The organism is Streptomyces sp. NPDC025721, from assembly GCF_055558595.1.
In genome coordinates this window covers 85,369-112,239 of record NZ_JBVHMF010000021.1, presented here as the reverse complement: position 1 = coordinate 112,239, position 26,871 = coordinate 85,369, and the positions used below count along the sequence as shown (strand labels likewise).

The window sequence follows — 26,871 nt, the reverse complement described above, 5'->3', positions numbered from 1 at the left end:
TTTGTTATGGTGGCGGATGCCCCCTACAGTGCTGTGGGGGTTTTCTTCTGCGGTGGGGGGGGGGAGGGGTGGGGGGGGGGTGGGGGGGGGGGGGACCCCCCTCCTCCCTCCCCCCCCCCCCCCCCCCCCCAGGCCGTTTTCGCGAGTTCTCCACCCAGGGTTCCCAAGCGATGTGACATGTGCAATGGTACATGGCGCACAACCTGAAAGCCGTGCTCATGCCAAAAGCTGAGGCACGGCTCGCGGTCCGTCCGGGACCGCACCGCCCACTCCCCACAGTGCCGGGCGGGCCCGGACGGGTGCACCGCGAATCCCCCCTCGCCGCGCAACGGAGCGCGGCACACACCGCTGGGAGGCGGCACGTGAACACCCAACCGGTACGACGAAGTCTCACCGGGTTCCTGATACTCGCCCTGGCCATGTGCCTGGGCATCGGCATGCTGATCCACCCGGAACGGGCCGCGGCAGCGCAGCCGAAGCCCGCCGGGACCGCGGCCACCCGCCCCGGCCCGGCGGCCCAGCCCGCCACGGTCGCCGCGGCGAAGTCCGACCACACCGGAGCCGGTTCGCTCAGCGCGGCCGACCGGGCGCCGCTGCCCGCGTCCAAGGACGCGCTCAAGCAGGACTACGACGCGCCGACGGCGCCGGTGGTCAGCCACTCCGCGCCGTCCATGAAGGCCGCGGCGCGGGCCAAGGCCAGGGCCAACGGCCTGACCGCGGCGGCGACATGCAACGCCTCGGACTTCACCGGCCGGACCGGCAGCGCCCTCGTCGCCCAGATCAGGGCGTCCACCACGGACTGCGTCAACACGCTGTTCAACCTGACCGGCACCGACGCCTACAACGCCTTCCGCGAGGCGCAGATGACCACCGTCGCCTACGCCATGCGCGACGGCTCGGCCGCCTACCCCGGTGACAGCAGCACCGGCATGCCGCAGCTCGTGCTCTACCTGCGGGCGGGCTACTACGTCCAGTACTACAACTCCTCGGCGGTGGGCAGTTACGGCACCGCCATGGTCACGGCCATCCGCAGCGCCCTGGACGCCTTCTTCGCCAGCGCCCACTCCGGCGACGTCACCGACGCCAACGGCGAGGCCCTCGCCGAGGCCGTCACCCTGATCGACAGCTCCGAGCAGGACGCCCGCTACCTGTACGTCGTCAAGCGGCTGCTGAACGGCTACAACAGCTCGTACGACGCGTCCTGGTACATGCTCAACGCCGTCAACAACGTCTACACCGTGCTGTTCCGCGGCCACCAGTTCCCGGACTTCGTCGCGGCCGTCGTGGCCGACCCGAGCGTGCTGGACACGCTGTACAACTTCGCCGGCTCGCACCTGGCGCTGCTGAGCACCGACCAGGCGTACCTGACGTCCAACGCCGGGCGTGAACTTGGCCGGTTCCTCCAGGAGTCGGCCCTGCGCGCCAAGGCCAGCCCGCTGGTGGCCGCGCTGCTGAGCCGGACCGCCATCACCGGACCCACCGCGGCCCTGTGGGTCGGCCTGGCCGAGATGACCAGCTACTACGACGCGTCGAACTGCTCGTACTACGACACGTGCAACCTCGCCGACCGGCTCAAGAGCTCGGTGCTCACGTCCAACTACACGTGCAGTTCCAGCATCCGCATCCTCGCCCAGGACATGACGGCCGCTCAGCTCAGCTCCTCCTGCGCCAGCCTGCGCGCCCAGGACGCGTACTTCCACGGCCTCGTCCACGACAGCGGGCCCGTCGCCAACGACAACAACTCCACCATCGAGGTGGTGGTCTTCAACTCCAGCACCGACTACCAGACATACGCCGGGGCCATGTACGGCATCGACACCAACAACGGCGGCATGTACCTGGAGGGCGACCCCGCCGCGGCCGGAAACCAGCCCCGCTTCATCGCCTACGAGGCCGAGTGGGTGCGCCCGGACTTCCAGATCTGGAACCTGAACCACGAGTACACGCACTACCTCGACGGCCGGTTCGACACCTACGGCGACTTCACCGCGAGCACCGCCACGCCGACCACCATCTGGTGGATCGAGGGCTTCGCCGAGTACGTCTCCTACTCCTACCGCAACGTGGTCTACACCGACGCGCAGAACCAGGCCGCGACACACGGCTACACCCTGCGGTCGATCTTCGGCAACACCTACGACTCGGGCCAGACCCTGGTCTACAACTGGGGCTACCTCGCGGTGCGTTACATGCTCCAGTCGCACCCGGCGGACGTCACCGCGCTGCTCGCCGACTACCGCAGTGGCAACTACGCCGCCGCGCAGACCCTGCTCACCAGCACCATCGGCACGCGCTACAACAGTGACTGGGACGCCTGGCTGACCAAGTGCGCGGTGGGGAACTGCGGCAGCATCGGCGGCGGCAACCCGCCCGGCAACCAGGCGCCCACGGCCGCCTTCACCTCGACCGTCAGCAATCTGACCGCCGCCTTCACCGACAGGTCGACGGACAGCGACGGCACCATCGCCTCCCGCGCCTGGAACTTCGGTGACGGCACCACCTCCACCGCCGCCAACCCGTCCAGGACGTACACGGCCGCGGGCACGTACACCGTGACACTGACCGTCACCGACAACGGCGGCGCCACCAACACCACGTCGCGGACGGTCACGGTCGGCAGCGGCACGGCGCCCGAGTGCACCGGCGCCGACGTCAACCAGCTCGGCAAGAACTGCAAGCGCGGCAATCTGTCGGCGCCCACCGGCGACTACGCCTACCTGTACCTCTACCTGCCCGCGGGCACCACGACCCTGAAGATCACCTCGGCCGGCGGGACCGGCAACGCCGACCTCTACTACAGCAACACCGGGTGGGCCACGACCGCCAGCTACACCAGCAAGGCCACCGGCAGCGGCAACGCCCACACCCTGACCGTCACCAACCCGACGGCCGGTTACGTCTACGTCAGCCTCTACGCCGTCCAGGGCTTCAGCGGAGCCTCGGTCACCACGTCCTACTGATCCCGGCCGCCTGCCGGTAGCGGGCGCACGGAACAGGAGGCACCACGGTCCGAAGGGGCGGACAGCGGTCACCACCGCTGTCCGCCCTCCGGGCCGCCCGTACCCCGGAAGCGGGGCGACCCCTCGCTTCCGGCCGGTCGGTCAGTGGGTAAGTCGGTCGATAAGGCGGTCTCAGCTGGTCAGTCGTCGACGGCGCACCGGAAGCCGCCGTGCGCCGTGGTGCTGTCCGGAGTGTTGGAGGTACGGGCGGCGACCCGGTAGCGGTTGCAGTAGGAGTGGTGGCACAGATACGAACCGCCGCGCAGCACCCGGTTGTCGCCGTCGGGAGGACCCACCGGGTCGACCCGCGTCTCGGGCCGGGGCGCGGCGTGCCAGTCGGGGGAGAACCGGTCCGCGCACCACTCCCAGACATTGCCCGAGGCGTTGTGGAGCCCGTAGCCGTTGGGCGTGAAGGCGTTGGCGGGCGCGGTGCCCAGATATCCGTCCTCGCGGGTGTTGCGGACCGGGAAGTCGCCGCGCCAGATGTTGCAGCGGTGCCGCCCGTTGGGGGTCAGCTCGTCTCCCCAGGGGAAGCGGGCCCGTACCAGTCCGCCGCGTGCGGCCTTCTCCCATTCCGCCTCGGTGGGCAGCCGCTTGCCCGCCCAGGCCGCGTAGGCGACGGCGTCGTGCCAGGAGATGTGCACCACGGGGTGGTTGCCGCGCTCCCCGATCGAGGTGCCGGGGCCTTCGGGCGAGCGCCAGCAGGCGCCCGAGACCGCTCGCCACCACGGCGCGCCCGGCACGCGGCCGGGAAGCACCGCGTGCCGCGCCCGCGGAGGCACGAAGCCGCCGAAGACGTAGGACCAGCCGCTCAGTTCGGCCTGGGTGCGGAAGCCGGTGGCCTTGACGAACACGGCGAAGCGGGAGTTGGTGACGCATGTCGCGTCGATGCGGAAGGCGCTGACCGTCACCTCGCGCACCGGCCCCTCGCCGTCGTCGGGGAACGCGTCCTCGTCGTCGCCGCCCATCAGATAGGGGCCTGCGGGCACGGCGACCATGCCCCGCAGCACCTCCGCGCGCGGGCGGTCGGGAACGGCGAAGTCCCGTGGCGGAGGCGTGAGTTCGGACCCCGTCCCGGCTCCGGCCTCGGCCGTTCCGCCGTGACCGCCGGGGCCGCAGCACGCCGTCACCGGGCACCACCGGCGTCACCCGCGCCACCGGCCGGATCGCCGCGGCGTCCCGGCGGCGGCGCACCCCCGTCCACGAGGATGTCGACCCGCTCGCCCGCCGCGTGCAGCAGCATCGCGACGGCGCCCTGGGCCGCGGCGTCGTCGCCGAGCGTGGAGGCCCTGACGGGGATGGTCCGCGCGGCGGCCGGCAGGGAGAACGCCGTGAGCTGCGCGCGGACCGTGTCGAGGACTGGAGCGCCGAGGGCGGCGAGTTCACCGGCGATCACCACGCACGCGGGGTCCGTCTGGGCGGCGAGCGCGGCGAGCACACGGCCCGCCGCCGTCGCGGCCCCGGCCACGACGTCGGCCGCCGGTCGCTCGCCGGACGCGGCCCGCGCCACCAGTTCGCGCGCGTCCCGGACGCTCGCCCCTCTGGCGCGGCACTCGGCCAGCAGCGCGGGGATGCCGATCACGCCCTCCAGGCAGCCGCGGCCTCCGCAGTAGCAGTCCGCTCCGCGCGGGTCGCAACTGGTGTGGCCGATCTCGCCCGCCGCGCCGTGCGCGCCGCGTACCAGTCGGCCGTCCACCACGAGCCCGCCGCCGACCCCCTGCGACCAGTGCAGGTACACGATGTCGGACAGGCCGCGCGCCGCGCCCCAGGTGATCTCGGCCAGCGCGGCCAGCCGCGTGTTGTTGTCCGTGGCCACCGGCGCCTCGAAGTGGTCGCCGAGCCCGGCGACGATCCGGGCCGCGGAGGCCGCCCGGTCCGCGGGGTCCGGCGGACGTTCGTCGTCCGGGCGCCGCACCGGCCCCGGCAGGCCGAGGCCGACGCCGGTCACCGGGGCGAGGCTCACCCCGCGCTCCGCGACCAGTTCGCCGACGGCGGCGACGACCGCGGCCACCCGCTCGTCGGGTCCGGCCTCCGCCCGCAGCGCGGTGCTGGACCGGGCGACGACCTCGTGGGCGTGGTTGGCGATCACGATCTGCAAGCGGGTCGGAAGCAGCCCGATGCCGATGAGCTGCGCGCCGCGCGGGTTGAGGGAGACCGCCATGGCGGGGCGGCCGGGGCCCCTCGGCGGCCGGGTGCCGGTGCGGGCGCCTGCGTCGGCGGTCGGGTCCGGGGCGCCGTCCGCCGCGGGTACGGTCGCGGCGGCCGTCCCCGTACCGCCGCCGGAGCCCGGCGCCCAAGTGCCGTCCGGCGCGGTCATCGGCCGCTCGACGACGGCCTCGCGGGCGAGCAGGTCCGAGACGATCGTGAACAAGGTGGTGCGGGAGAGCCCCAGCCGCTCGATCAGCTCCGCGCGGCTCAGCGCTCCCGCGCGCCGCAATTCGCCGAGCACCGCCGCCTCGTGGGCGGCGCGCAGTCGGTGCAGTGCGGCTCCGCGTCGGTCTGCCATGTCCGCATGATCGGACCGCGCCGTGGATTCTGTCAAGTTTCGGGACTAATCCATCCGCGCTGGTCAGTGCCTTCGGCGGTGAGGTGCTCGCCGGATTCGGGGACCATCGGCCGGTGATTAGTCCCGAGGGTTGACCAAAATGCCGGGCCGTCCTTACGGTGCACGGGAGCCGACCAAGCGACGACAGCGCCGCGAGCGGTGGGAGCGGAGGGGCGGCGGCCGGTGAGCCCGCACAACATCCTTTTTCTGATGACCGACCAGCACCGGGTGGACACCCTCGGCGCGTACGGCAACACCGTCGTCGAGACCCCGGCCCTGGACGGACTCGCGGCGCGGGGGACGCGGTTCGACCGGTTCTACACTCCGACGGCGATCTGCACACCGGCACGCGCGTCGCTGGCCACCGGCCTGCACCCGTTCCGGCACGGCCTGCTCGCCAACCCCGAGCGCGCCGCCGGCGGCCAGGACGAGCTGAACGAGAGCCAGCCACTGCTCTGGCCCCAACTGCGGGCGGCCGGTTACCAGGTCGGCCACGTCGGCAAGTGGCACATCGGCCGCGAGCACGGCCCCGAGCACCACGGCCTGGACGGCGAGCACCTGCCCGGCGCGCTCAACCCCGTACGCCACCCGTCGTACCAGCGATGGCTGGCGGACCGCGGCCTGCCGCCGTTCGCGGTGACCGACCCCGTCTTCGGCACCGCCGCCAACGGCGTCGGCCGGGGCCACCTCATCGCGGGTCGGCTGCGGCAGCCCGTCGAGGCCACCGTCGAGGCGTTCCTCACCGACCGCACCCTCGCGCTGCTGGAGCGGTACGCCGCCGGCCGGCGCACGTCAGGGCGGCCGTTCATGCTGTCCTGCCACTGGTTCGGACCGCATCTGCCCTATCTCGTGCCCGACCACTACTACGACCTCTACGACCCGGACGATGTCGTGCTGCCCGAGTCGATGGCCGAGACCTTCGCGGGCAAGCCCGACGTACAGCGCCGCTACAGCGAATACTGGTCGGCCGACGCCTTCGACGCGGACGCCTGGCGCAAGCTGATCGCCGTCTACTGGGGCTACGTCACCATGATCGACCACCAGATCGGCCGGATTCTGCGCGCCCTGGAGGAGTACGGCCTGGGCGACGACACCGCCGTGTTCTTCACCGCGGACCACGGCGAGTTCACCGGCGGCCACCGGCTGAACGACAAGGGCCCGGCGATGTACGAGGACATCTACCGCGTCCCCGCCATCGCGCGGGTGCCGGGCGGGTCCGCCCAGGTCTCGGACGCCTTCGCCACGCTCACCGACCTCAACCCCACCCTGCTGGACATCGCGGGCCTGCCCGCCCCCGAACCCTGCGACGGCGACAGCCTGTTGCCGCTGCTGACCGGCAACACCGGGGGAGCGCGCGCGGTCCTGGAGCGGACCGAGGTCGTCGCCGAATTCCACGGCCACCACTTCCCGTACTCCCAGCGCATGATCCGGGACCGCCGGTACAAGCTCGTCCACAACCCGGAGAGCGTGCACGAGCTGTACGACCTGGACCGCGATCCGCACGAGTTGCGCAATGTCCACGGGTCCCCGGCGTACGCCGACGTCAGGCGGGAGCTGACCGGGCGGCTGTACCGAGAACTGCTGCGCCGCGGCGACCCCGCCCACAGTTGGATGGGCTACACGGCCGACATCGGCGGCCACCGCGCACCGGACCTCGACGGCGTGGCCGACGACCTCGGCTGAACCGGCCGGTCACCCGGGCCCGGCCGTCCCGCACCGGCCCGCCCCCGACCGCCGGGCCCGTCCGCCCGCGCCCCACCTCACCATCAGCCCACCAGGGAGACCCACCATGGCAAGCCACGACCCGCGGCGCCCGAACGTCCTGCTCATCCTCAGCGACGACCAGGGCCACTGGGCCCTCGGCTGCGCGGGCAACGACGAGATCCTCACCCCGTCCCTCGACGCGCTCGCCGAGAGCGGCACCCGGCTGGAGAACTTCTTCTGCACCTCCCCGGTCTGCTCACCGGCCAGGGCCAGCCTCTTCACCGGCCAGATCCCGTCCCGCCACGGCGTGCACGACTGGCTCTCCGGCGGCCACGCGGGCCCGGACGGCCAGGACTTCCTCGCCGGACAGCGGCTGTTCACCGACGAGTTCGCCGACGCCGGCTACCGGCTGGGCCTGTCCGGCAAATGGCACCTCGGCGCCAACGACCGGCCGCGCCCCGGCTTCACGCACTGGTACGCGCACGAGAGCGGCGGCAGCGCCTACCACGACGCACCGATGTACCGGCACGGCACGAGGGAACCGGCCGCCGGATACCTCACCGACGTCCTGGCCGACGACGCGGTGGACTTCCTGAACGGCGAGGCCGGACGGGAGGAGCCCTTCTACCTCTCGCTGCACTTCACCGCCCCGCACAAGCCCTGGAAGGGCCAGCACCCGCCGCAGGTCGAACGCCTCTACGCGGACTGCGCGTTCGACACCTGCCCGCAGGAGGAACCGCACCCGTGGCAGCCGCTGGTCGACGGCGTACCGGTCGGCGGCGAGGCCGACGTCCGGGCCGCACTCGTCGGCTACTTCGCCTCCGTCACCGCCATGGACACCGCCGTCGGACAGGTCCTGCGAACCCTCGCGGACCTGGGCCTCACCGACAGCACGCTGGTGGTGTTCTCCAGCGACAACGGCTTCAACTGCGGCCACCACGGCATCTGGGGCAAGGGCAACGGCACCTTTCCGCAGAACATCTACGACAGTTCGGTCAAGGTCCCGGCGATCATCGCGCAGCCCGGCCGGATCAGCGCGGGCTCGGTGCGCCACGAACTGCTGTCGGCGTACGACTTCGCCGCCACGCTGCTGGAGTGCGCCGGGCTGGACGCGGAACCGTTCGAGACCGGACCCGGCAGATCCTTCGCGCCACTGCTGCTGACCGGCCGGCCGAGCCAGCCGCCGCCGCCCCGGCCCGTGGTCGTCTACGACGAGTACGGTCCCGTCCGGATGATCAGGACCGCCGAGTGGAAGTACGTCCACCGGTACCCGCACGGTCCGCACGAGCTGTACGACCTGGCCGCCGATCCGGGCGAGCGCGTCAACCTCGTCGCCGACCCGGCGCACCGCGAACGCGTCGGCGACCTGCGGCGCCGGCTCGACGCGTGGTTCACGGAACACGGGGACCCGGCGCGGGACGGCAGCCGCCTGCCGGTCACCGGAGCCGGGCAGCGCGCGCCGCTGGACGCCGGACGGGGCGGCGCCGACGCTCCGGACGCGGACCCGCTCGGCGCCTTCGACGACCCCGAGTGGCAACCGCCGCATCCGCCGTTCAGTCCTTCTTGAATCGTTCTGTCCCCGGCCGCTGTGATGCAGGCGAACCCCTCCCCTCACGGGAACCCGGCGAGGGAGTACCGGAGGACAGACCATGCCAGAGCAGGCCCAAGGATTCACGCGACGCAAGGCGCTGATCGGCGCCGCACTCGGATCGGCCGCCGCCGCGCTGCCCGTCGCGGCCGCACCGGCGGCGGCCGACAGCCCGGCGGCGAACGGCGCCGCGGCCGGCCCCCCGGGGCAGGCCGCGGACGCGCCGACCGTCGAGGACCAGGCACTCGCCCTCGACCCGCCGGTGTTCCTCTTCGAGACCCGGATACCCGAGCACCTGCGCACCGGGCCCGGCTCGCGGGTGAGCATCAGCGCCGCCACCGCCCGGATCGGCCCGCACTCCCTGCGCTGGGACTACCGGCCGGGCGCCGAACTGGAGATCCGTACCCCGCTGCGCTACGCACCCGACGCGTATCGCGACGGCGACGACCAGGCGACCATGGGGACGGTCGACACCTTCGCCGTGTGGATCCACAACGACCGGGCCCTCGACGACGTGCTCCGGGTGGAGTTCGGGCGCGGCCGGCGCGCCGACGCGTGGTGCGAGATCCACCTCGGCTTCACCGGCTGGCGGACCGTGTGGCTCCGCTACGGGTACGACCTGTCGGGAAAGCCGCGCGCGGGCATGGACACCCTGCGGTTCGTCGCGCCCCGGCGCTCCGGCGCGGGCACCCTCCACCTCGACCAGCTCATCGTCAACACCGAACTGCGCCCCGACCACCCGACCCGTGACCGGCAGGTGCCGTTCGTCAACCGCGAGGGCGACCGGGCCGCCAACGCCCATTGGCTGGCCCTGCTCTCGTACGCCGACCGGCTCGCCGCGCACCCGCTGCCGGAACCCGAGCCCACAGCGGGGGAGAGCGCCTCGCTCGCCGAGGTGACCAGGCGCTATCACGCGGTCCTGCGCAAGTCCCTCACGGTGGACGACGCGGCGGTCGCGGCGCTGGCCGCCGCGACCGACGGCCTCGGTGTGCCGTACCCCGGTGAGCGGGTGCCGGGCCGGGCCGTCGACTCCTACCAGACGGAGATCTACCCGCCGCGGATCGCCGCCGCGCTCAACGCGTTCGTCGCCGGCAGCCCGCTGCGCCAGGTCACCGACCTGATGTACCAGATCGCCTGCGCGTACGACGCCGCGTCGCACGACGCGCACCGGACCCGGCTCACCGATCTGTACGTACGGATCCTGGACCACCTCCGCGAACAGGGCTGGGCGGCGGGGAGCTGCCAGGGCACGATCCACCACCTCGGCTACCAGTTCCGCGGTTTCTACGACTCCGTCCACCTGATCCGTGACGCCCTGGCCGAGCGGGGGCTGCTGGACGGTGTCCGGGAGGACCTGGCCTGGCTCACCGGACTCGGCCGACTGCTCCAGGACTTCGGCGACGCCGAGTCCTACGGCGGCATCTTCGACATCCTCAACACCAACCTCCAGGGCATGCTCGGCACCGCCCTTCTCATGCCGACCCCGGCCGGGCAAGTGGCGCACCTGCACGCGCTGCGGCGCTGGCTGGACGCCGCCCTGACCGTCTCGCCCGGCATCATGGACGGTTTCAAGGCCGACGGCTCCGTCTTCCACCACCTGGGCATGTACCCGGACTACGCCCGCGACGGCTACAAGGGGTCGGCCCCGACCGTCGACATCCTCAGCGGCACCGCCTTCCGGGTGGGGGAGGCGGCACACGGCCGCTACAAGGACGCGTTGCTGCGGATGCGCGTCTACGCCAACGCCTCCGACTGGCCGCTGTCGCTGGCCGCCCGGCACCCCACCGGTCTGACCGCGCTCGCCCTGCCGCCCTACCAGTCGCTCACCACCGCCGGGTCCCCGGACGGCTCGCGGGAGCTGGACCCCGAGGTGGGCGCCGCGTTCCTGCGCCTGCTGCCCGCCAAGCCGAGTTCCGTACAGAAGGCGCTGGCCCAGCGGTTGGCCGCCGCGGGCGTCACGGCGGAAGCCGCGCCGACAGGCAGTTGGGCGATGAACCACAGCGCGCTGGCCCTCCACCGACGCGACAACTGGCTGGTCGCGGTCCGCGGCCACAACCGCTACCTGTGGAGCACCGAGATCTACGCCACCGACAACCTCTACGGGCGGTACACCACCTACGGCCAGATCCAGGTCCTCGGCCGCGGCGACCCGGTCGACAACCTCGCCAGCGGATTCCGGCAGCCCGGCTGGGACTGGAACCAGTGGCCGGGCACCACGGCCATCCGCCTGCCCTACGAAGAGCTGCGGTCCAACCTCGCGGGCGCGATCGAGCAGATGCCGCTCACCGAGTCGCGGTTCGGCGGCGCGGGCACCATCGACGACCGGCACGCCGTCTTCGCGATCGACCTGCGCGAACACCCCGTCTTCAACCCCTCGCACCGGGCACGCAAATCGGTGTTCCTCTTCGACGAGCGGGTCATCGCCCTCGGCTCCGGCATCCGCAACGACGACTCCGTCAACCCGACGCGGACCACGCTCTTCCAGTGCCACCTGGCCGAGCCCTCGGAACCGGTGATCCACAGCGCCCTGGGCGCGGTCGCCGACTTCCCCTACGCCGTCGACCGCACGCCGTCCGACCCGACGTGGCTGATCGACCCGGTCGGCAACGGCTACTGGATACCGCCGGGCCAGCGGCTCGCCCTGACCCGCGCCTCCCAGACCGCTCCCGACCAGAGCACGGGCACACCCGGTACCGCCGACTTCGCCACCGCGTGGCTCGACCACGGGAGCGCGCCGCGCGGCGGCCGTTACGCGTACGCCCTGATCGTGGACGCCACACCGGAGGACATGAGGGACTTCGCGGCGCGGATGGCCGACCCGACGATCGCGCCGTACTCGGTGCTGCGCCATGACGACGGCGCGCACGTCGTGCACGACCGGGCCACCGGGATCACCGCGTACGCCGTCTTCGAGCCGCAGCGCACCCTGGCGGCGGGCGGCCCGATCACGGCGGTGGACACGCCCTCGCTGCTGCTCGCGCGCCCGGACTCGGGCGGCCTCGTGCTGTCCGTCACCGATCCCGACCTGCGCCTGTACGAGGGCCGGGACCGGGACCAGTACGACCGGAACGGCGCGTTCGTCGGCGTGCTCAGCCCCTTCTCCAGGCCCTGGCGGGACAGCCGGGGCGGCACCCACCGGCTGCGGCTGGTCCTGCGTGGCGCCTGGCGGACCGCCGAGCCCCACGCCGAAGTCCGTACCGCCGTGCACGGCGGCCTGACCTCGGTGGACGTCCGGTGCCACCTCGGCCTGGGGGTACAGATCCGGCTGCGGTCCGCGTGAAGGCGCCGGGCGGCGGATGAGCGGGAGACGGGAAGGGCCGGTGCCCGGGGGTTTCCTCCCGGGCACCGGCCCTTCCGGGCGTCGGCGTCAGACGCTCTGCGCGGCGCCCACTCCGACCGGCTCTCCGGTCGCGGCCGAGGCGTACGACGCCAGGACGAGTTCCACGATGTGGCGGCCGTGTTCCGGGGTGACCCGGGGGGCGGCGCCGCCGACGGCCGCGACGAAGTCGGCGAGCTGCTCCCGGAAGGCGTCCGGGATGTCGGTACCACTCGGGGTGTGGATCTGCCGGGTGCGGCCGTCGATGCGCAGAAACGTTCCCGCCCGCGGGTCGGCGACCACCGAACCGCGTTCGCACACCACGGTCAGCTCGTCGACCTTGTGGGGCGGGTCGGAGATCACCGAGACACCGGCCAGCCCGCCGTTGGCGAGCCGCAGCGCGACGGTGCCGTCGGTCTCGACGGGCGCGCCGAACCGCTCGGTGACGGCCGCGGTCAGCGAGACCGCGGGCGCGCCGCCCAGCCAGACCGACCGGTCCAGGCAGTGGGCGCCGATGTTCATCAGCGCGCCGCCGCCCGCCAGTTCACGGGAGAAGAACCAGGGGGAGCGGGTGCCGGGCCGGTAGTCCGTGCTGCGGTAGTCGTGCACGGCCAGCGGCGCGCCCAGCACACCGTCGGCGATCGCCCGCTCGGCGGCGCACTTGTCGGGCAGGAAGTGCTGGATGTGCCCGACGGCCAGGGTGACCCCGGCCTGCCCGCAGGCCGCGGCCATCGCGTCGCAGTCGGCGAGGGTGGTGGCCATCGGCTTCTCCACCAGCACATGCAGGCCGTGCGCGGCGGCGTCCAGGACCATCCGGCTGTGGAGCGCGTGCGGGGTGTTGACGATGACCGCGTCGACCGAGCGGCAGGCGAGCAGGTCGCGGTAGTCGGTGAAGGTCGCGGCCCCGTGCGGCGCGGCGACCCGGCGGGCCGCCGATTCCTCCAGGTCACAGACCGCCGTCAGGCGGGTGTCCGCGATCCGGTCCGCGGCCAGGGCGTGCAGGTCCGCGACCGCGCCCGCGCCGATCAGTCCGATACGCATGGAACTCCTTGTCGGTGGGATTCAGGACATCTCGGGGAGCGGTCGCGGCTCCGCGCGGTGCGCGGCGGCCCCGCAGGAGGCGCGCACGACGATCCGCGGGCGGAGCAGCACTTGGTGCAGGGGACAGGCGTCGCCCTCGGAGAGCCGGCGCAGCAGCACCTCGGCCGCCATCCGGCCGACCCGGTACTTCGGAGGGGAGACCGCGGTGAGCGGCACCTCCGCTATGTCCGCGGTCTCGTCGTCGTACGAGACCAGGGCCAACTGCCCCGGGATCTGCGTGCCGTGACGTCGGGCGGCGGCCTCCAGCAAAATCGCCTCCCGGTCGCCGAAGACCAGGGCCGCGGTCGTCCTGGACTCCATCAGGTCGGCGATCATCCGGTCCGCCAGCGCGGCGGTCCACTGCGCCTTCTCGGCTTCGTGGCGGAAGCTCCCCGACAGCCCGAGGTCGTCCATCGCCCGCCGGAAACCCAGCGCGACGGCGACCCCGGTCGGATTGCGGCTGCGGGTGATCAGCGCGATCCGCTCGTGCCCCAGCCGGTGCAGGTGCAGCACCGCGTCGTACGCGCCGCCCAGATGGTCGGAGCAGACGTGCTCGGTACGGTCACCGGGACCCGCGTCGATGAGGCGGCGCTCCAGCAGGACCGCGGGCACCGGCAGCGACATCAGCTCACCGGCCCGGACCCCGGGGTCCTCGATCCCGGTCAAGGTGGGCACCAGCAGCAGCCCGTCGACGCCGGACTCCAGCAGGAAGTCCAGGTCGCGGTCCTCCTCGGCGCGGTCGTAGTGGTACGTGGCGAGTTGCAGGCCGACACCGGCCGCGGACAGCGCCTCCTCGATGCCCTGGAGCACCCGGGGGTAGTACAGCTTGGTGTCGGGGACGAGGACGCCCACGGTCCGCCGGGTGCGCGGCGCCTGCTGCCGGGGGCTCGCCACGAAGCTGCCCGAGCCCTGCCGCCGTACCACCAGACCCTCTTCGACCAGCAGGTCGAAGGCGCGCCGCACCGTGGTCAGCGACAGGCCGGTCTCCTGGGACAGCCCGCTCTCGGTCGGCAGCTTCGCGCCGGTGGGCCAGTCGCCGGCCAGGATGCCGCGGCGCAGTTCCGCCGCGAGCGACTGGAACTTGAGGTTGCGCGCGGCGGTGTCCCGCACCGAGCCGGTCCTGCGGCGGCTGCCACCGGAACGGGATGAATCGGCCATGTCGTCCCTCTGCTGGAGTGTCGCCGAGCGTGGTCCGCTCCGATTGTCGCGCCCGGCAGGAGAGCAATAAAGGACTAATCAGGGACGGCTTCATGACGGACCGGCGGACTTCTCCGGTGACGGCGGAGCAGCCGCCGACTACCAAGCGGATTCGGGACGCAATACGTCTTGAATGCTCTCTTCCGCGCTCGTGACAGTGGGCCGCACAGAGCAGTCATCCACTGCCCTCATCCAGAGGCGGGAAGTATGGGCACGCATATCTCAGGTCATCGCTGGCAGCTCCCGGTCGCGCTGGGCGCCGTGGGCGTCCTCCTGTGCGCCGCGACGGCGTGCTCGGGCGCCACCTCCTCGTCGGGCTCGTCCCGGCAGTTCACCTACTGGTCGATGTGGAAGGAGGGCGAGCCGCAGCAGAAGGTGCTCGCCCTGGCCGTCACCGACTTCGAGAAGCAGACCGGCATCAAGGTCAAGGTCCAGTGGCAGGGGCGGAACAACCTGCAGAAGCTGGTGCCCGCGCTGAACACCAACAATGTGCCCGACCTGGTCGACGGTCCCTACGTGAAGCTCGTCCCCGCGCTGGTGGCCACCCAGCAGTCGCTCGGCCTGACCTCGGCCTTCGACACCGAGGTCGACGGCTCCACCGCGGGCAAGCTGATCCCGGCCAAGTACCTCAAGACCATCGACATCGACGACGCGGCGGGCCGGCCCTGGATGGTGCCGTACAGCATCACCTCCGACGCCGTCTGGTACGACGCCGCGGCCCACCCCGAGCTGAGACGCGACCCGCCCCGCACCTGGGACGAGTTCATCGCCCTGCTCGACCGGATCAAGAAGGACGGCCGGACCCCGCTCGCCGCGGACGGCGACGTGACCGGCTACAACGCCGCGTTCCTGTCCACCCTGATCGTCCGCAACCTCGGACCCGGCGGGCTCAAGAAGGTCGCCTCCGACCGGACCGGCAAGGCGTGGCTCGACCCGGCCGTGCTGGACGCCGCCAAGAAGGTCGAGCAACTCGTCCGCGGCGGCTACCTGATCGACGGATACAAGGCGAGCAAGTGGCCCGCCGAGCAGCAGAAGTGGGCGAACGGCAAGGCCGAGCTGATGTTCAACGGCTCGTGGCTGCCCACCGAGTCCGCCACCTACGCGGCCAAGGGCTTCGCGTACGCGGCCTTCCCCTTCCCGGTCACCGCCGCCGGTCACTCCAGCATGCGCGCCGACTTCGTGGGCTTCGCCGTGCCGAAGAAGGCCGACGACGCCAAGGACGCGCAGCGGTTCGCCGCCTTCCTGCTCGGCAAGAAGTACCAGGACGCGATGGGCCGGCAGGCCAAGGTCATCCCGGTCCGCGCGGACGCGGCCACCTCGCCCGAGATGGCCGACGTGAAGAAGGCACTGGACCAGGCGGACTCCTTCCACCAGCAGAACGACGGCGTGGCCTTCCCCGGCTACAACGAGAAGCTGTTCTGGGCCAAGGACGACGAACTCTTCTTCGGCAAGATCTCCGCCGAGGAGTTCGTGCACCAGATGCAGGGGGCCCAGGCCACGTACTGGAAGGACCAGCCGCAGTGATCAGGACCGCACCGGCCGGTCCCGACACCGGCCCGGCCGCCGACTCCGCGACCGGCCAGGAGCCAGGACCGGTGCGGCCCGAGCGGGCCCGTCCGGGCGGCACCGCCGCGGGCGGAACGCTCGCCCGGCAGCGACGGCGGCTCTTCGTGCCGTTCGTCGGCCCGGCCCTGCTGCTCTACACCGTGGTCTTCGTGGCGCCGATCGGCGGCGCGGTCTGGATCAGCCTGCACAACTGGGCCGGCTCCGGGCCCATGACCTGGGCGGGACTGCGCAACTACACCCGGCTCTTCCACGACGACCTGTTCATGGAGTCGCTCGGCAACACCCTCAAGCTGCTCTTCCTCGTCGGCATCGCGGTTTTCGCGATCAGCTTCGCCCTGACCCTGATCCTGCGGGACATGGCGGGCCGCAAGGTCGTCCGGTCGATCATCTTCTTCCCGCACCTGGTCAACGCCCTGGTCTACGGAGTCCTGGTCGGATTCATCTTCAATCCCGACGGCCTGGCCAACTCTTTGCTCGCCCACCTCGGCATCCACTCCCCGCCGCAGTGGCTGTCCCAGGACAACATGTTCCCGCTCATCATGGTCACGATGACCTGGATGACGACCGGTTACTTCACCACCATCCTGATGGCCGGTGTCGACCGCATCCCGGTCAGTTACTACGAGGACTGCGCGCTGGCCGGCGCCGGCGCCCTCCAGCGGCTCCGCTACGTCGTCCTCCCGCTGACCTGGGACGTCTTCGGAGTCTGCGCGGTCCTGTGGACGATCTCCTCGGTGAAGATCTTCGAGATCGTCTGGATCTTCGGCGGCAGCAGCGGCAACGGCATCCCGCCCACCAAGACCTGGACCTCCGCCGTCTACACCTACGCCACCGCCTTCTCCGGCGACTCGGTGCCCTCCTACGGGGCGGCCACGGCGTCGGCGATCCTCTCCCTCCTGCTGGTCACCGTGCTCGTCGTGCTGTTGCGGCGCCTGATGCGCAGGGAAGCCGTCGAGTTCTGAAAGGCGCGTACCCCATGAGTTCCCTCTTGCAGGTCAGACGGCCGGCCGGGCCGCGCGGCCGGACACCGCTCGGCGGACGCAGCCCGCTGCGCACCGCGGGCGTGGCCGTGACCTGGCTGTTCGTCGCCGCCAACGTCGCCGGACTGGTCTGGCTGGTGCTCCAGTCGTTCCGCGACACCCGGTCCATCCTCTCCTCGCCGTGGGGTCTGCCGCACTCGCTGTCCGCGCACAATTTCGTGCACGCCTGGACGGTCAGCGGATTCGGGCGGGCGGCGTTCAACTCGGTGGTGGTCACCGGGATCTCCTCGGTGCTGACCGTCGCCGTCGCCGCGCCCGCCGGGTACTACCTGTCCCGGCAGGACACCCGACTGAGCCGCGGACTCACGCTGTTCTTCGTGCTCGGCCTCGGTGTGCCGGTGCAGGTGATCCTCATCCCGCTGTTCGTCATGCTCAACCGCGTCTACCTCACCGACAGCCTGCTCGGCCTCAATCTGGTCTACATCGGCGTCTCGCTGCCCTTCACCGTCTTCCTGCTGACCGGCTTCTTCCGCTCGCTGCCGAAGGAGTTGGAGGAGGCCGCGGCCCTGGACGGGGTCTCCCCGGCCGCCACCTTCTGGCGGATCATGCTGCCCGTCGCCCGCGGCGGCATCGTCACCGCGTTCGTTCTCCAGGTCATCGCGCACTGGAATGAGACGCTGCTCGCCCTGACCCTGCTCCAGTCCACCGACAACTACACGCTGCCGATCGCGCTGATCTCCTTCGTGCAGCAACAGACGTACAGCGGCGCCGACTGGGGCGGCCTGTTCGCCGGGCTGTGCATCGTCGTCCTGCCCATGCTGGTCGTCTACATCTGGCTGGGACGGCGGCTCACCGAAGGTCTCACCCTGGGGATGGGCAAATGACGCCGGGGGAGGACGGTTCCGTACGACGCCCCAATCTCGTCCTGGTGATCGCCGACCAGTGGCGGGCCGGCTGCCTCGGATTCCTGGGCGAGGACCCGGTCCGCACCCCGGCCCTCGACGAACTGGCCGAAAGGTCCAGGGTGCTGACGCAGGCGGTGAGCAACTACCCGGTGTGCAGCCCCTGTCGGGCGATGCTGATGACCGGACGCTACCCGTACGGCAACGGCGTCCACCTCAACGTCAACTCCGCGACCGCCGAACTCGGCGTGGGGCTGCGGCCGGAAACACGGTGCTGGTCGGACGTCCTCGCCGACGAGGGGTACGCGCTCGGCTACATCGGCAAGTGGCATCTGGAGGCCCCGGTGCCGGCGGACACGGCGGCCGGGGAAGGCGTCCGCGAGGACGGCCGGGTCTGGGACGCGTACACCGCGCCCGACCGCAGGCACGGCTTCGGCTTCTGGTACTCCCACGGCTGCTGCGACGACCACGCCCGGCCCCATTACTGGACCGGCGACGCGCCCCGCGAGGCCCCGGTCAGGGTCGACCAGTGGTCGGCCGAGCACGAGACCGATGTCGCCCTGTCCTTCCTCGACGGCGCGGCACGCGACTACCACCGCGGCGGCACGCCGTTCGCCCTCGTGCTGTCCTACAACCCGCCGCACCAGCCCTTCGACCAGGTGCCGCAGCGGTACCTGGACGGCTACTCGACACGGTCAGCGCGGGAACTGCTGACCCGGCCGAACGTCGACTGGGACCGTCCGGAGGCCGCCGAGGCCGCACGCGCCGCGCCCTCCTACTACGCCGCGGTCACCGGCGTGGACCACCAGATCGGCCGGGTGCTCGCCGCCCTGGACGAGCACCGGCTGACCGGCGACACATTCGTGGTGTTCACCTCGGACCACGGTATGCAACTGGGCAGCCACGGTCTGATGTACAAGAACGTGCCCTACGAGGAGTCGATGCGCGTGCCGTTCCTGGTCTCCCGGCCCGGCCACGTCCCGCCCGGCCGCGACGACCTGCTGCTGAGTTCGCCCGATGTCGCGCCCACCGTTCTGGGCCTGCTCGGCGTGGCGGACGCGATCGTCGAGGGCACGCAGGGGCGCGACCTGTCCGGGGCGCTGCTCGCACCGCCCGGCGACCGGGGCGCCGTACGGCCAGGGGCCGCGCTGTATCTGGGACCCGCGGCCGGGCCCGGCGACCCCGACATCCGCGGCCTGCGCACCCGCACGCACAAGCTGGTGGCCGCGTACGCACCCGAAGGCACGGTCACGGTACGGCTGTTCGACCTCGCGGCGGACCCCTACGAGCGCACGGACGTCGTCGCGGACCGGTCCGCCCAGGCGGTCGCCCTCGCGGCGGCGCTGACCGGCGAATTGGACCGCACCGGCGATCCGTGGCCGGGCCGGTCGGCCCTGGCGGCGTGGACGGCGCGAGCGCGGAAGCAGACGGAGGACCACGGCCAGGCGTCCCGTGGCGCCGCGCGATGAAGGCCCCCGCCGGGGCCGAACGCCCCAACATCCTCGTGCTGCTGACCGACCAGCACGCGGCGCACATGCTCGGCTGCGCAGGCGCCGGTCATGTCTCGACACCGCACGTGGACCGCCTCGCCGCGCAGGGCACCCGTTTCGACCGTGCCTACACCACCTTCCCGCTGTGCGTCCCGGCGCGCGGCAGCCTGCTGACCGGGCGGTACCCGCACGAACTGGGCGTCAACGGCAACGCCCCGGCATCCTCCGCCCCCGGCAGCGATCCGGGCCGTCGTCCCGACAGCCTCGGCCACCTGCTCAGGGCCGCCGGCTACGACACCCTCTACGCGGGCAAGTGGCACGCGCGGACTGCGAGCGCGACGCCCGAGGACGGCTTCACCGTGCTGCGCCCCTTCGGCGACGCCGGTCTGGCCGACGCCTGCGCGCGCTGGCTCACCTCCCGCGTGCCCGGCGACCGGCCCTTCGCCCTGGTCGCCTCCTTCGACGATCCACACACTGTCTGCGAGTACGCCAGGGACCAGCCCATGCCGTACGGGGACGTGCCCGCGGTTCCGGTACGCCGAGCCCCGCCGCTCCCGTCGAACTTCGGCCGGCATCCCTACGAACCCGAGGCCGTCCGGCACGAACAGGCCGTCCAGGCCGCGGTGTACGGGACCGCCGGCTACACCCCCGACGACTGGCGGCGGTACCGTCACACCTACGCCCGCCTGGTCGAACAGGCCGACGCGGCACTGGGCACCGTGCTCGACGCGCTGCACTCCACGGGCGCGGCCGACGACACCCTGGTGGTGTTCACCAGCGACCACGGCGACGGCGACGCGGCCCACGCGTGGAACCAGAAGACCGCGCTCTTCGAGGAAGCCGTCAGGGTCCCGCTCGTCATCCGGCCGCCGGGCGGTCGCGGCAGCGGCGGCGTGAGCGACGCGCTGGTCTCCGTCGGCCTGGACCTGCTGCCCACCCTGTGCGCCGCGGCGGGCGTCCCGGCCCCGCCCGGACTGCGCGGCAGGAACCTCCTGGCCGCCCCCGAAGTACCCTGCGGCCACGACCACATCGTGGTCGAGACCCTCTTCGAACGTCCGGACCCGCCCCTGACGCGCGGGCGCTCACTGATCACCGCACGCCACAAATACACGGTCTACAGCTGGGGCCGCTGGCGCGAACAACTCCACGATCTGCGCGCCGATCCGGGCGAGACCCGGAACCTGGCGGTGGAGGAGAGCCACGACGCCCTGCGCGAACGGCTGCGCGCGACGCTCCTCCAATGGTGCCTGGACACCGGGGACACGGACTTCCTCAAACGCCTCGTCCTCCCCGACGGCGTGGCGAGCCGGACCCGCGACCGCGTCTTCGCGATTCCCTACTGAGACCTCGCGCCCCGATCCGCCGCCCGGCCCTCCGGGTAACGCCTCGCGCCGCTGGTCCAGCTCAATTGTGTGTCGTTTCAATCGCCGATGAACGTGTGTCAGGTGGTGCGGTCGCGCACCTTGGCACGGTCAAGCGCGTGCTGATCTTGTCCAAACTCTTGACATGAGACGGCCGTCACATCATTTTTGGAACGTTTCACCTCGTGGCGAGAGCCGCGAGGGCTTTCTCTTGCCACGAACTTGCCACGAAAGGCCCGTCGACATGACGCCTGCCAGACCAGTTGCCGGACTTCCCGCTCCACCCGCCGCGCCCGGAGGGCGACGCCTGATCGCTCTGCTCGCGGCGCTCGTCATGCTTGCCGTCGCCTTCCTGGCCGCCGACCCGGCGGCCGCCGCGGCGCAGGGGAACGGCCTCACGGTCGGCGCTCTTCAGACGAATGCCCGGACCAACCCGCTCGGCATCGCGGGCGACGCCCCGACGTTCAGTTGGAAGTCGACGTCGAGCGCCCGTGGCGTGGTGCAGACGGCGTACGAGGTCCGGGTCGGCACCAGCGCTGCCGCCGACGACGTGTGGTCCTCGGGGAAGGTCGCGTCGAGCGACCAGCTCGATGTGCGGTACGGCGGCCCGAAGTTGACCTCGCAGACCCGCTACTACTGGCAGGCCAGGGTCTGGGACGGAGACGGCCGGGCCAGCGACTGGAGCGCTCCCGGCTGGTTCGAGACCGGCATCCTCGACGCGGCCGAGTGGACCGGCGACTGGATCGGCAAGTCCGCCGGCGGTGAGATCGACAAGTGGAACGACTACACCACGGACATCGACTTCACCCTCGACAACCTGGCGCTGGGCGTCTACCTGCGCGCGTCGGACACCGGCAACGCGTACATGTGGCAGATCAGCACCGCGGACGGGACCGGAGTCCCGAAGTTCCGGCCGCACAAGAAGGTCAACGGCGGCTTCTCCCTGCTCGGGAACATCCCGATCACGACGCTGACGTCCGCCCAACTGCTCACCGGCACGCACCGCCTGTCGCTCACCGTGGACGGCCCGACGATCACCACGAAGCTCGACGGCGCCCAGATCGACAGCCGGACCGACACCACCTTCGCCAAGGGCTTCATCGGTTTCCGCCAGGACCTCGCCAACGAGGGACCGGAGGCCGCGCACATCCACGCCGTCAAGGTCACCTCGAAGGCCGGTGACGTACTGTTCCGGACCGACTTCTCCGGGACCGAGAACCCGTTCACCGGCGGCGCCCTGACGCCGGACGGGCTGCTCGTGGAGAAGAAGCTCGACGTGATCCTGCGGACCAGCGACAGCAATCTGCCGCTGCTGCGCAAGGAGTTCACCACCGAACCCGGCAAGACGGTCGCGCGGGCCCGGGTGTACGCCTCGGCGCACGGCACCTACGAGCTGGAGCTCAACGGCAGGAAGGTCGGCGACCAGTTCCTGGCCCCCGGCGACACCGACTACCGCAAGCGCGTCCAGTACCAGACCTATGACATCACCGACCAGGTCGGCAACGGCCGGAACGCGATCGGCGCGGAGCTCGGTGACGGCTGGTGGGCCGGCAAGGTCGGCATGTGGGGCCCCGGCATGTTCGGCAACTCCGTCGGCCTGATCGCGCAGGTGCGCATCGACTACACCGACGGAACGCACCAGATCGTCAAGACCGACAGCACGTGGAAGAGCCACTCGGGTCCCTACGCGGCCGCCGACAACATCGACGGCGAGACGTACGACGCGCGGGCCGAACAGCCCGGCTGGGACCGCCCCGACTACGACGACGCGGCGTGGAACCCCGTCACGATCGGCGCCTCCGACACCGCCAAGCTCGTGGCCCAGCCCGATGAGCCCGTGCGCGTGACCGGCGAGCTTCCGGCGCTGACGCGGATCAGTCCCGCCGCCGACACGTACATCTACGACCTCGGCCAGAACATGGTCGGTGTCGCCCGGATGCGCCTCCAGGGTGTCGCGGGACAGACCGTCAAGATCCGCTACGGCGAGGTCCTGAACAAGGACGGGAGCCTCTACACCGCCAATCTCCGCGCGGCGAAGGTCACCGACTACTACACGTTCAGCGCGACCGGCACGGTCGTCTACGAACCGAAGTTCACCCAGCACGGCTACCGCTACCTCGAGATCTCCCACATCAAGAGCGCACCCGCGCTCGGCGACGTCACCGGCGTCGTCTGGGGCTCCGACCTCAAGGCGACCGGAACGCTGACGACCTCCAACGCGATGCTCAACCAGCTCCAGAGCAACATCTCGTGGGGACAGCGCGGCAACTTCCTGTCGATCCCGACCGACACCCCGGCCCGTGACGAGCGCCTGGGCTGGACCGGAGACATCAACGTCTTCGCGCCGACCGCGAGTTATCTGCGCGACACCCGCGCATTCCTCAACAAGTGGACGACCGACCTGCGGGACTCCGCCTACAGCGACGGCAACTACCCGGGCATCGCGCCGTCGGTGCCGACGATCGACCTCGGCAGCGGCCTCGGCTGGTCCGACTCGGCCGTCACGGTGCCGTACGCGGTGTGGCACGCGCAGGGCGACAACGCCATCGTGCGGGCCAACTACGCCTCGATGACGAAGTTCCTGGGCTTCGTGAAGAAGGGCGCGGGCGACGACCTCATCGACTCGGCGCGCGGCAACTGGAACGACTGGCTCAACCTCGACGACAACACCGGCACGGACGTCCTCGGCACCGCGTACTACGCCGAAGACGCGCGCATGCTCTCGGAGATGGCCAAGGCGATCGGTGAGGACGCCGACGCGGCGACCTACGCCAAGCTGTCCGCCGATGTGCGCGCCGCGTTCACCGCGAAGCTCGTGGCGGCCGACGGCACCGTCCAGGGCGGCAGCCAGACGGCGTACGCCATGGCGCTCGGCATGAACCTCGTGACCGATCCAGCGCTGCGCGCGAAGGTCGCCGAGAAGTTCGTCGCCAAGCTCAAGACCACCGACTACCACCTCACGACCGGCTTCCTCGGAACGCCGTGGCTGCTCCCCGCGCTCACCAGCATCGGGCGCTCCGACCTGGCCTACACGATGATCCTGAAGAAGGACTACCCGTCGTGGGGCTACGAGATCGAGCACGGCGCCACCACGATGTGGGAGCGCTGGAACTCCATCAACCCCGACGGCAGCTTCGGCGATGTCAGCATGAACTCCTTCAACCACTACGCCTACGGCGCGGTCGGTGACTGGATGTACCAGAACATCGGCGGCATCTCGGCGCTCAAGGCCGGTTACAAGGAGTCGAGGATCGCCCCGGCCGTGGGCGGCGACCTGACCAGCGGTCAGGGCACCTACGAGTCCGTGTACGGCACGATCGGGTCGAGCTGGAAGAAGACCGACCAGGGAATGTCCCTGGACATCACGGTCCCGGTCAACACGACCTCGCGCGTCAGCGTCCCGGCCCGCAACATCGAGGCCGTGACCGAGGGCGGCACGCCGATCACGAAGGCCGAGGGCGTCAGCGACGTCTCGGTGGCCGACGGCGTCGTCACGTTCACCGTCGGCTCGGGTACGTACGCGATCCACTCCGACGCCAAGCGCGCCCTGTTCGGCGACATCGTCACCGAGATCCACAAGACCGACGCGCACGCCGGTGACCTGGCGGCGGCGGGCGACCTCGGCGCGGACGACCGCGCCCGTGTCGGCGCCGCGCTCGACACCGCGAGCGGCAAGGTCGAGGACGCCGTCGCGGCGGACGTCGCGGGCGACTCCGGTCAGGCGTCGCAGCGTCTGAGCGAGGGCGTCGCGCCGATCCGTACCCTCAGGACCTGGCTGGCCGGCTCGTCGGTCGACGGACCGGTCAAGAACGACCTGACGGCGCGCCTGGACGCGATCGAGGCGCTGTTCGGCAAGGCGGTCGCCGCGAATCTCGGAATCTCGGTGGTCGTCCCGCCCGTCGCCGAGCCCGGCGGCCCCGGCGCGAACATCCCCGGAACGGTCGAGATCGCGAACGCCGGTACGGCCGCGATCCGCGACCTGAAGGCCGTCGTGACGGTCGACGACTGGAATGTCGACCCCACCGCTTCGGCCAAGGACACGCTGGGAGCGGGCGACCGCGTCCAACTGCCGTTCACGGTCCGCGTGCCGAAGCACCAGAAGCCCGGCACGTACAACGCGTCGGTCAAGCTGACCTTCACCAGCCAGTACGGCACCTTCACCCTGAACGACTCGACGCCGTGGGTCTCGGTGACGTCGGGCGTCGAGATCACCACCGTGACGTCGGCCGGTCCGGTCGACGGCTCGGACGAGAAGGCGACCCTGACCGCGACGGTCAGGAACAACGGCGGCTCGGCGGTGTCGGGCCAGCTCACGGCGGCCGTGCCGGACGGGTGGAAGACCCCGCCCGCCTCCGACCGGGTCACGATCGAGCCCGGGGCGACCAAGACCGTCGTCCTGCCGCTGTTCCCCGGACTGGAGACCGTCGCGGGTGACCAGGCCGCCGAGGTCGACTTCGTAGACCAGGGTGTGACGCTCGCCGACAAGGCCGCGAAGATCACGGTCAACCTCCCGGCGCCGCCGACCCAGGAAGTCCTCGACTACATCGACTTCGGCAACGCGGCCTCGGAGAAGGCCCACGCGATCATGGCCGCACCGGCCAGCGGGACGAACACCGAAGCCGGTTTCGACCGACGCTACGCGAACTCGGCCAACCCGGGCTCGTGGTACTCGGCCGTGGCGCACGTGACGCCGGGCAAGCCGTTCATGCTCCGCAACCGGGAGACGTTCGACGGCGCCAGGACGAAGAAGTACAACATCTACGTCAACGACACCCTGGTGAAGACGTACACGCTCAAGCGCACCGAGACCGGTATGGGCACGAAGACCTACCAGACGGTCATCGACACCCCCGCCGCGCTCGCCAACGACGGCACCGTACGCATCAAGTACGAGTTCCCGCTCGACGCCTCGGGCTACTTCGACCCGTCGATCGCCGACAGCTGGGTGCTGCCGGTGCCCGCCGACAGCCTGGCTCCGCTGGCCTCCGCGACGGTGACCAGTGCCGCCGCGCCCGGCGACAACGGCTGGTACCGGGGCGACGCCTCGGTGGCCGTCACCGCCGTCGACAACCGGGACGCCGCTCCCACGGTCGAGGTCGGCGGGTCCGCCGGCTGGCAGGCGTACGTCGCTCCCGTCCTGGTCAGCGGGGACGGCAAGCACGCGGTCTCCTACCGGGCGAAGGACGCGGCCGGCAACTCCACCGGTCAGCGGACGGCGTCGGTGTGGATCGACGGGACCGCTCCCGTCACCAAGGTCGCGGTGACCCGCAAGTCCGGGACGGCGGAGGCGGACCGGGCCACGGTCGGCCTCACCGCCCAGGACGCGCTCAGCGGCGTCGCGTCGACGACCTACCGGATCGACGGGAGCGCCTGGAAGGTGCTGGCCGGGGAGACCCCCTCGGTCAAGGGATTCGGCCGGCACACGGTCGACTTCTTCTCCACCGATGTGGCCGGCAACCCTGAGCCGGTGCACTCGGTGGTGGTCGACCTGGCGGACGTGGACACCATCAAGGCCCTGGTCGCGCCCCAGATCGGCGGGACGCCGAAGTACGGTTCGGCGCTGACCGCGACCACCGGTTCGTGGAACACCACGGGCCTGTCCTTCCGCTACCAGTGGCGGCGCGACGGCCGGCTGATCGGCGGCGCGACCGCGTCGGCCTACCGGCCGGTCAAGGCCGACATCGGGCACCGGCTGTCGGTGACGGTGACCGCGTCCAAGTCGGGCAAGGCATCCGCGTCGTCGACCTCGCCGCAGACCGCCAAGGTCACCGCGGCGAAGTCGCGGGTCGCCGTCGGGCTCTCCGCGACATCGCTGAAGAAGAACCAGTCGGTGACGCTCAAGGTCACGGTCTCGTCCACGGCGGGCACGCCCGGCGGGAACGTAGTGGTCTACGAGAACGGGCGCCGGGTCAAGACCCTCAAACTCACGGCCCGAGGCACCGCCTCGGCTTCGCTGAAGATGACCACCCGGGGCCTGCGCACCCTGAAGGTGGTCTACGTCGGCAACTCGTCGATCGAGGGCTCCTCCACCCAGACGCACATCCGCGTGCGCTGACCCGCCGTCGGCCACCGGCCGACCAACCCCCATGAAGACCGCCCCGCGCCCACGGCCCGCCACCTCAGCTCTGGCACCGGCCGTCGGC

At 71.4% G+C, this 26,871-nt stretch carries 14 protein-coding genes; 10 read left to right on the top strand and 4 right to left on the bottom strand.

The window, feature by feature from the left end:
• Positions 1-419: 419 nt before the first annotated feature.
• A complete protein-coding gene (locus ACZ4EF_RS26280) occupies positions 420-2,960 on the top strand; it encodes a collagenase (protein ID WP_467506589.1) in 2,541 nt (846 codons plus the stop codon).
• 179 nt (positions 2,961-3,139) lie between these two features.
• Here ACZ4EF_RS26280 and ACZ4EF_RS26275 read toward each other — a convergent pair whose 3' ends face one another.
• Positions 3,140-4,129, bottom strand: a complete 990-nt coding sequence (locus tag ACZ4EF_RS26275) for a formylglycine-generating enzyme family protein (RefSeq protein ID WP_467506566.1) — start codon at positions 4,127-4,129, stop codon at positions 3,140-3,142.
• Positions 4,126-5,505, bottom strand: a complete 1,380-nt coding sequence (locus ACZ4EF_RS26270) for an ROK family transcriptional regulator (protein WP_467506565.1) — start codon at positions 5,503-5,505, stop codon at positions 4,126-4,128. Before ACZ4EF_RS26270 ends, ACZ4EF_RS26275 begins: the two co-directional genes overlap by 4 nt.
• Positions 5,506-5,727: 222 nt before the next feature.
• On the opposite strand from ACZ4EF_RS26270, the gene ACZ4EF_RS26265 reads away from it, so the two are divergent.
• From ACZ4EF_RS26265 to ACZ4EF_RS26255, 3 genes are all read left to right on the top strand, one after another.
• Positions 5,728-7,227: a sulfatase-like hydrolase/transferase gene (locus ACZ4EF_RS26265; protein WP_467506564.1), complete on the top strand. Its 1,500-nt coding sequence runs from the start codon at positions 5,728-5,730 to the stop codon at positions 7,225-7,227.
• Positions 7,228-7,333: 106 nt separating this feature from the next.
• Positions 7,334-8,815 carry a sulfatase-like hydrolase/transferase gene (locus tag ACZ4EF_RS26260; protein ID WP_467506563.1) on the top strand — a complete coding sequence of 494 codons (1,482 nt, stop codon included), beginning with the start codon at positions 7,334-7,336 and terminating at the stop codon, positions 8,813-8,815.
• Between the two features lie 82 nt (positions 8,816-8,897).
• The gene (locus ACZ4EF_RS26255) at positions 8,898-12,116 is read left to right on the top strand and encodes a chondroitinase family polysaccharide lyase (RefSeq protein WP_467506562.1); all 3,219 of its coding nucleotides are present in this window, start codon (positions 8,898-8,900) and stop codon (positions 12,114-12,116) included.
• A gap of 87 nt (positions 12,117-12,203) precedes the next feature.
• Here the strand turns inward: ACZ4EF_RS26255 and ACZ4EF_RS26250 are convergent, their stop codons facing one another.
• Together ACZ4EF_RS26250 and ACZ4EF_RS26245 are read right to left on the bottom strand one after the other, a co-directional pair.
• Positions 12,204-13,193, bottom strand: a complete 990-nt coding sequence (locus ACZ4EF_RS26250) for a Gfo/Idh/MocA family protein (protein ID WP_467506561.1) — start codon at positions 13,191-13,193, stop codon at positions 12,204-12,206.
• Positions 13,194-13,214: 21 nt separating this feature from the next.
• Positions 13,215-14,390, bottom strand: coding sequence for a GntR family transcriptional regulator (locus tag ACZ4EF_RS26245; RefSeq protein WP_467506560.1), 1,176 nt, complete (start codon positions 14,388-14,390; stop codon positions 13,215-13,217).
• Between the two features lie 246 nt (positions 14,391-14,636).
• Between ACZ4EF_RS26245 and ACZ4EF_RS26240 the strand changes: the two genes are divergently transcribed.
• The 6 genes from ACZ4EF_RS26240 (at position 14,637) to ACZ4EF_RS26215 (ending at position 26,783) form a co-directional block, all read left to right on the top strand.
• Complete coding sequence (locus tag ACZ4EF_RS26240; protein ID WP_401720134.1) at positions 14,637-15,953, top strand: ABC transporter substrate-binding protein; 1,317 nt, start codon at positions 14,637-14,639, stop codon at positions 15,951-15,953.
• Positions 15,950-16,957 (top strand): carbohydrate ABC transporter permease, encoded by a 1,008-nt coding sequence (locus ACZ4EF_RS26235; protein WP_401307757.1) that lies wholly within the window; start codon positions 15,950-15,952, stop codon positions 16,955-16,957. The genes ACZ4EF_RS26240 and ACZ4EF_RS26235 overlap by 4 nt, the downstream gene beginning before the upstream one ends.
• Before the next feature lie 14 nt (positions 16,958-16,971).
• Positions 16,972-17,859 (top strand): carbohydrate ABC transporter permease, encoded by an 888-nt coding sequence (locus ACZ4EF_RS26230; protein WP_355335253.1) that lies wholly within the window; start codon positions 16,972-16,974, stop codon positions 17,857-17,859.
• Positions 17,856-19,346, top strand: coding sequence for a sulfatase family protein (locus ACZ4EF_RS26225; RefSeq protein ID WP_467506559.1), 1,491 nt, complete (start codon positions 17,856-17,858; stop codon positions 19,344-19,346). Before ACZ4EF_RS26230 ends, ACZ4EF_RS26225 begins: the two co-directional genes overlap by 4 nt.
• On the top strand, positions 19,343-20,710 hold the full coding sequence (locus ACZ4EF_RS26220) for a sulfatase family protein (RefSeq protein WP_467506558.1): 1,368 nt from the start codon (positions 19,343-19,345) through the stop codon (positions 20,708-20,710). The genes ACZ4EF_RS26225 and ACZ4EF_RS26220 overlap by 4 nt, the downstream gene beginning before the upstream one ends.
• Positions 20,711-21,062: 352 nt before the next feature.
• A complete protein-coding gene (locus tag ACZ4EF_RS26215) occupies positions 21,063-26,783 on the top strand; it encodes a family 78 glycoside hydrolase catalytic domain (protein ID WP_467506557.1) in 5,721 nt (1,906 codons plus the stop codon).
• The last annotated feature ends 88 nt before the right edge of the window (positions 26,784-26,871 follow it).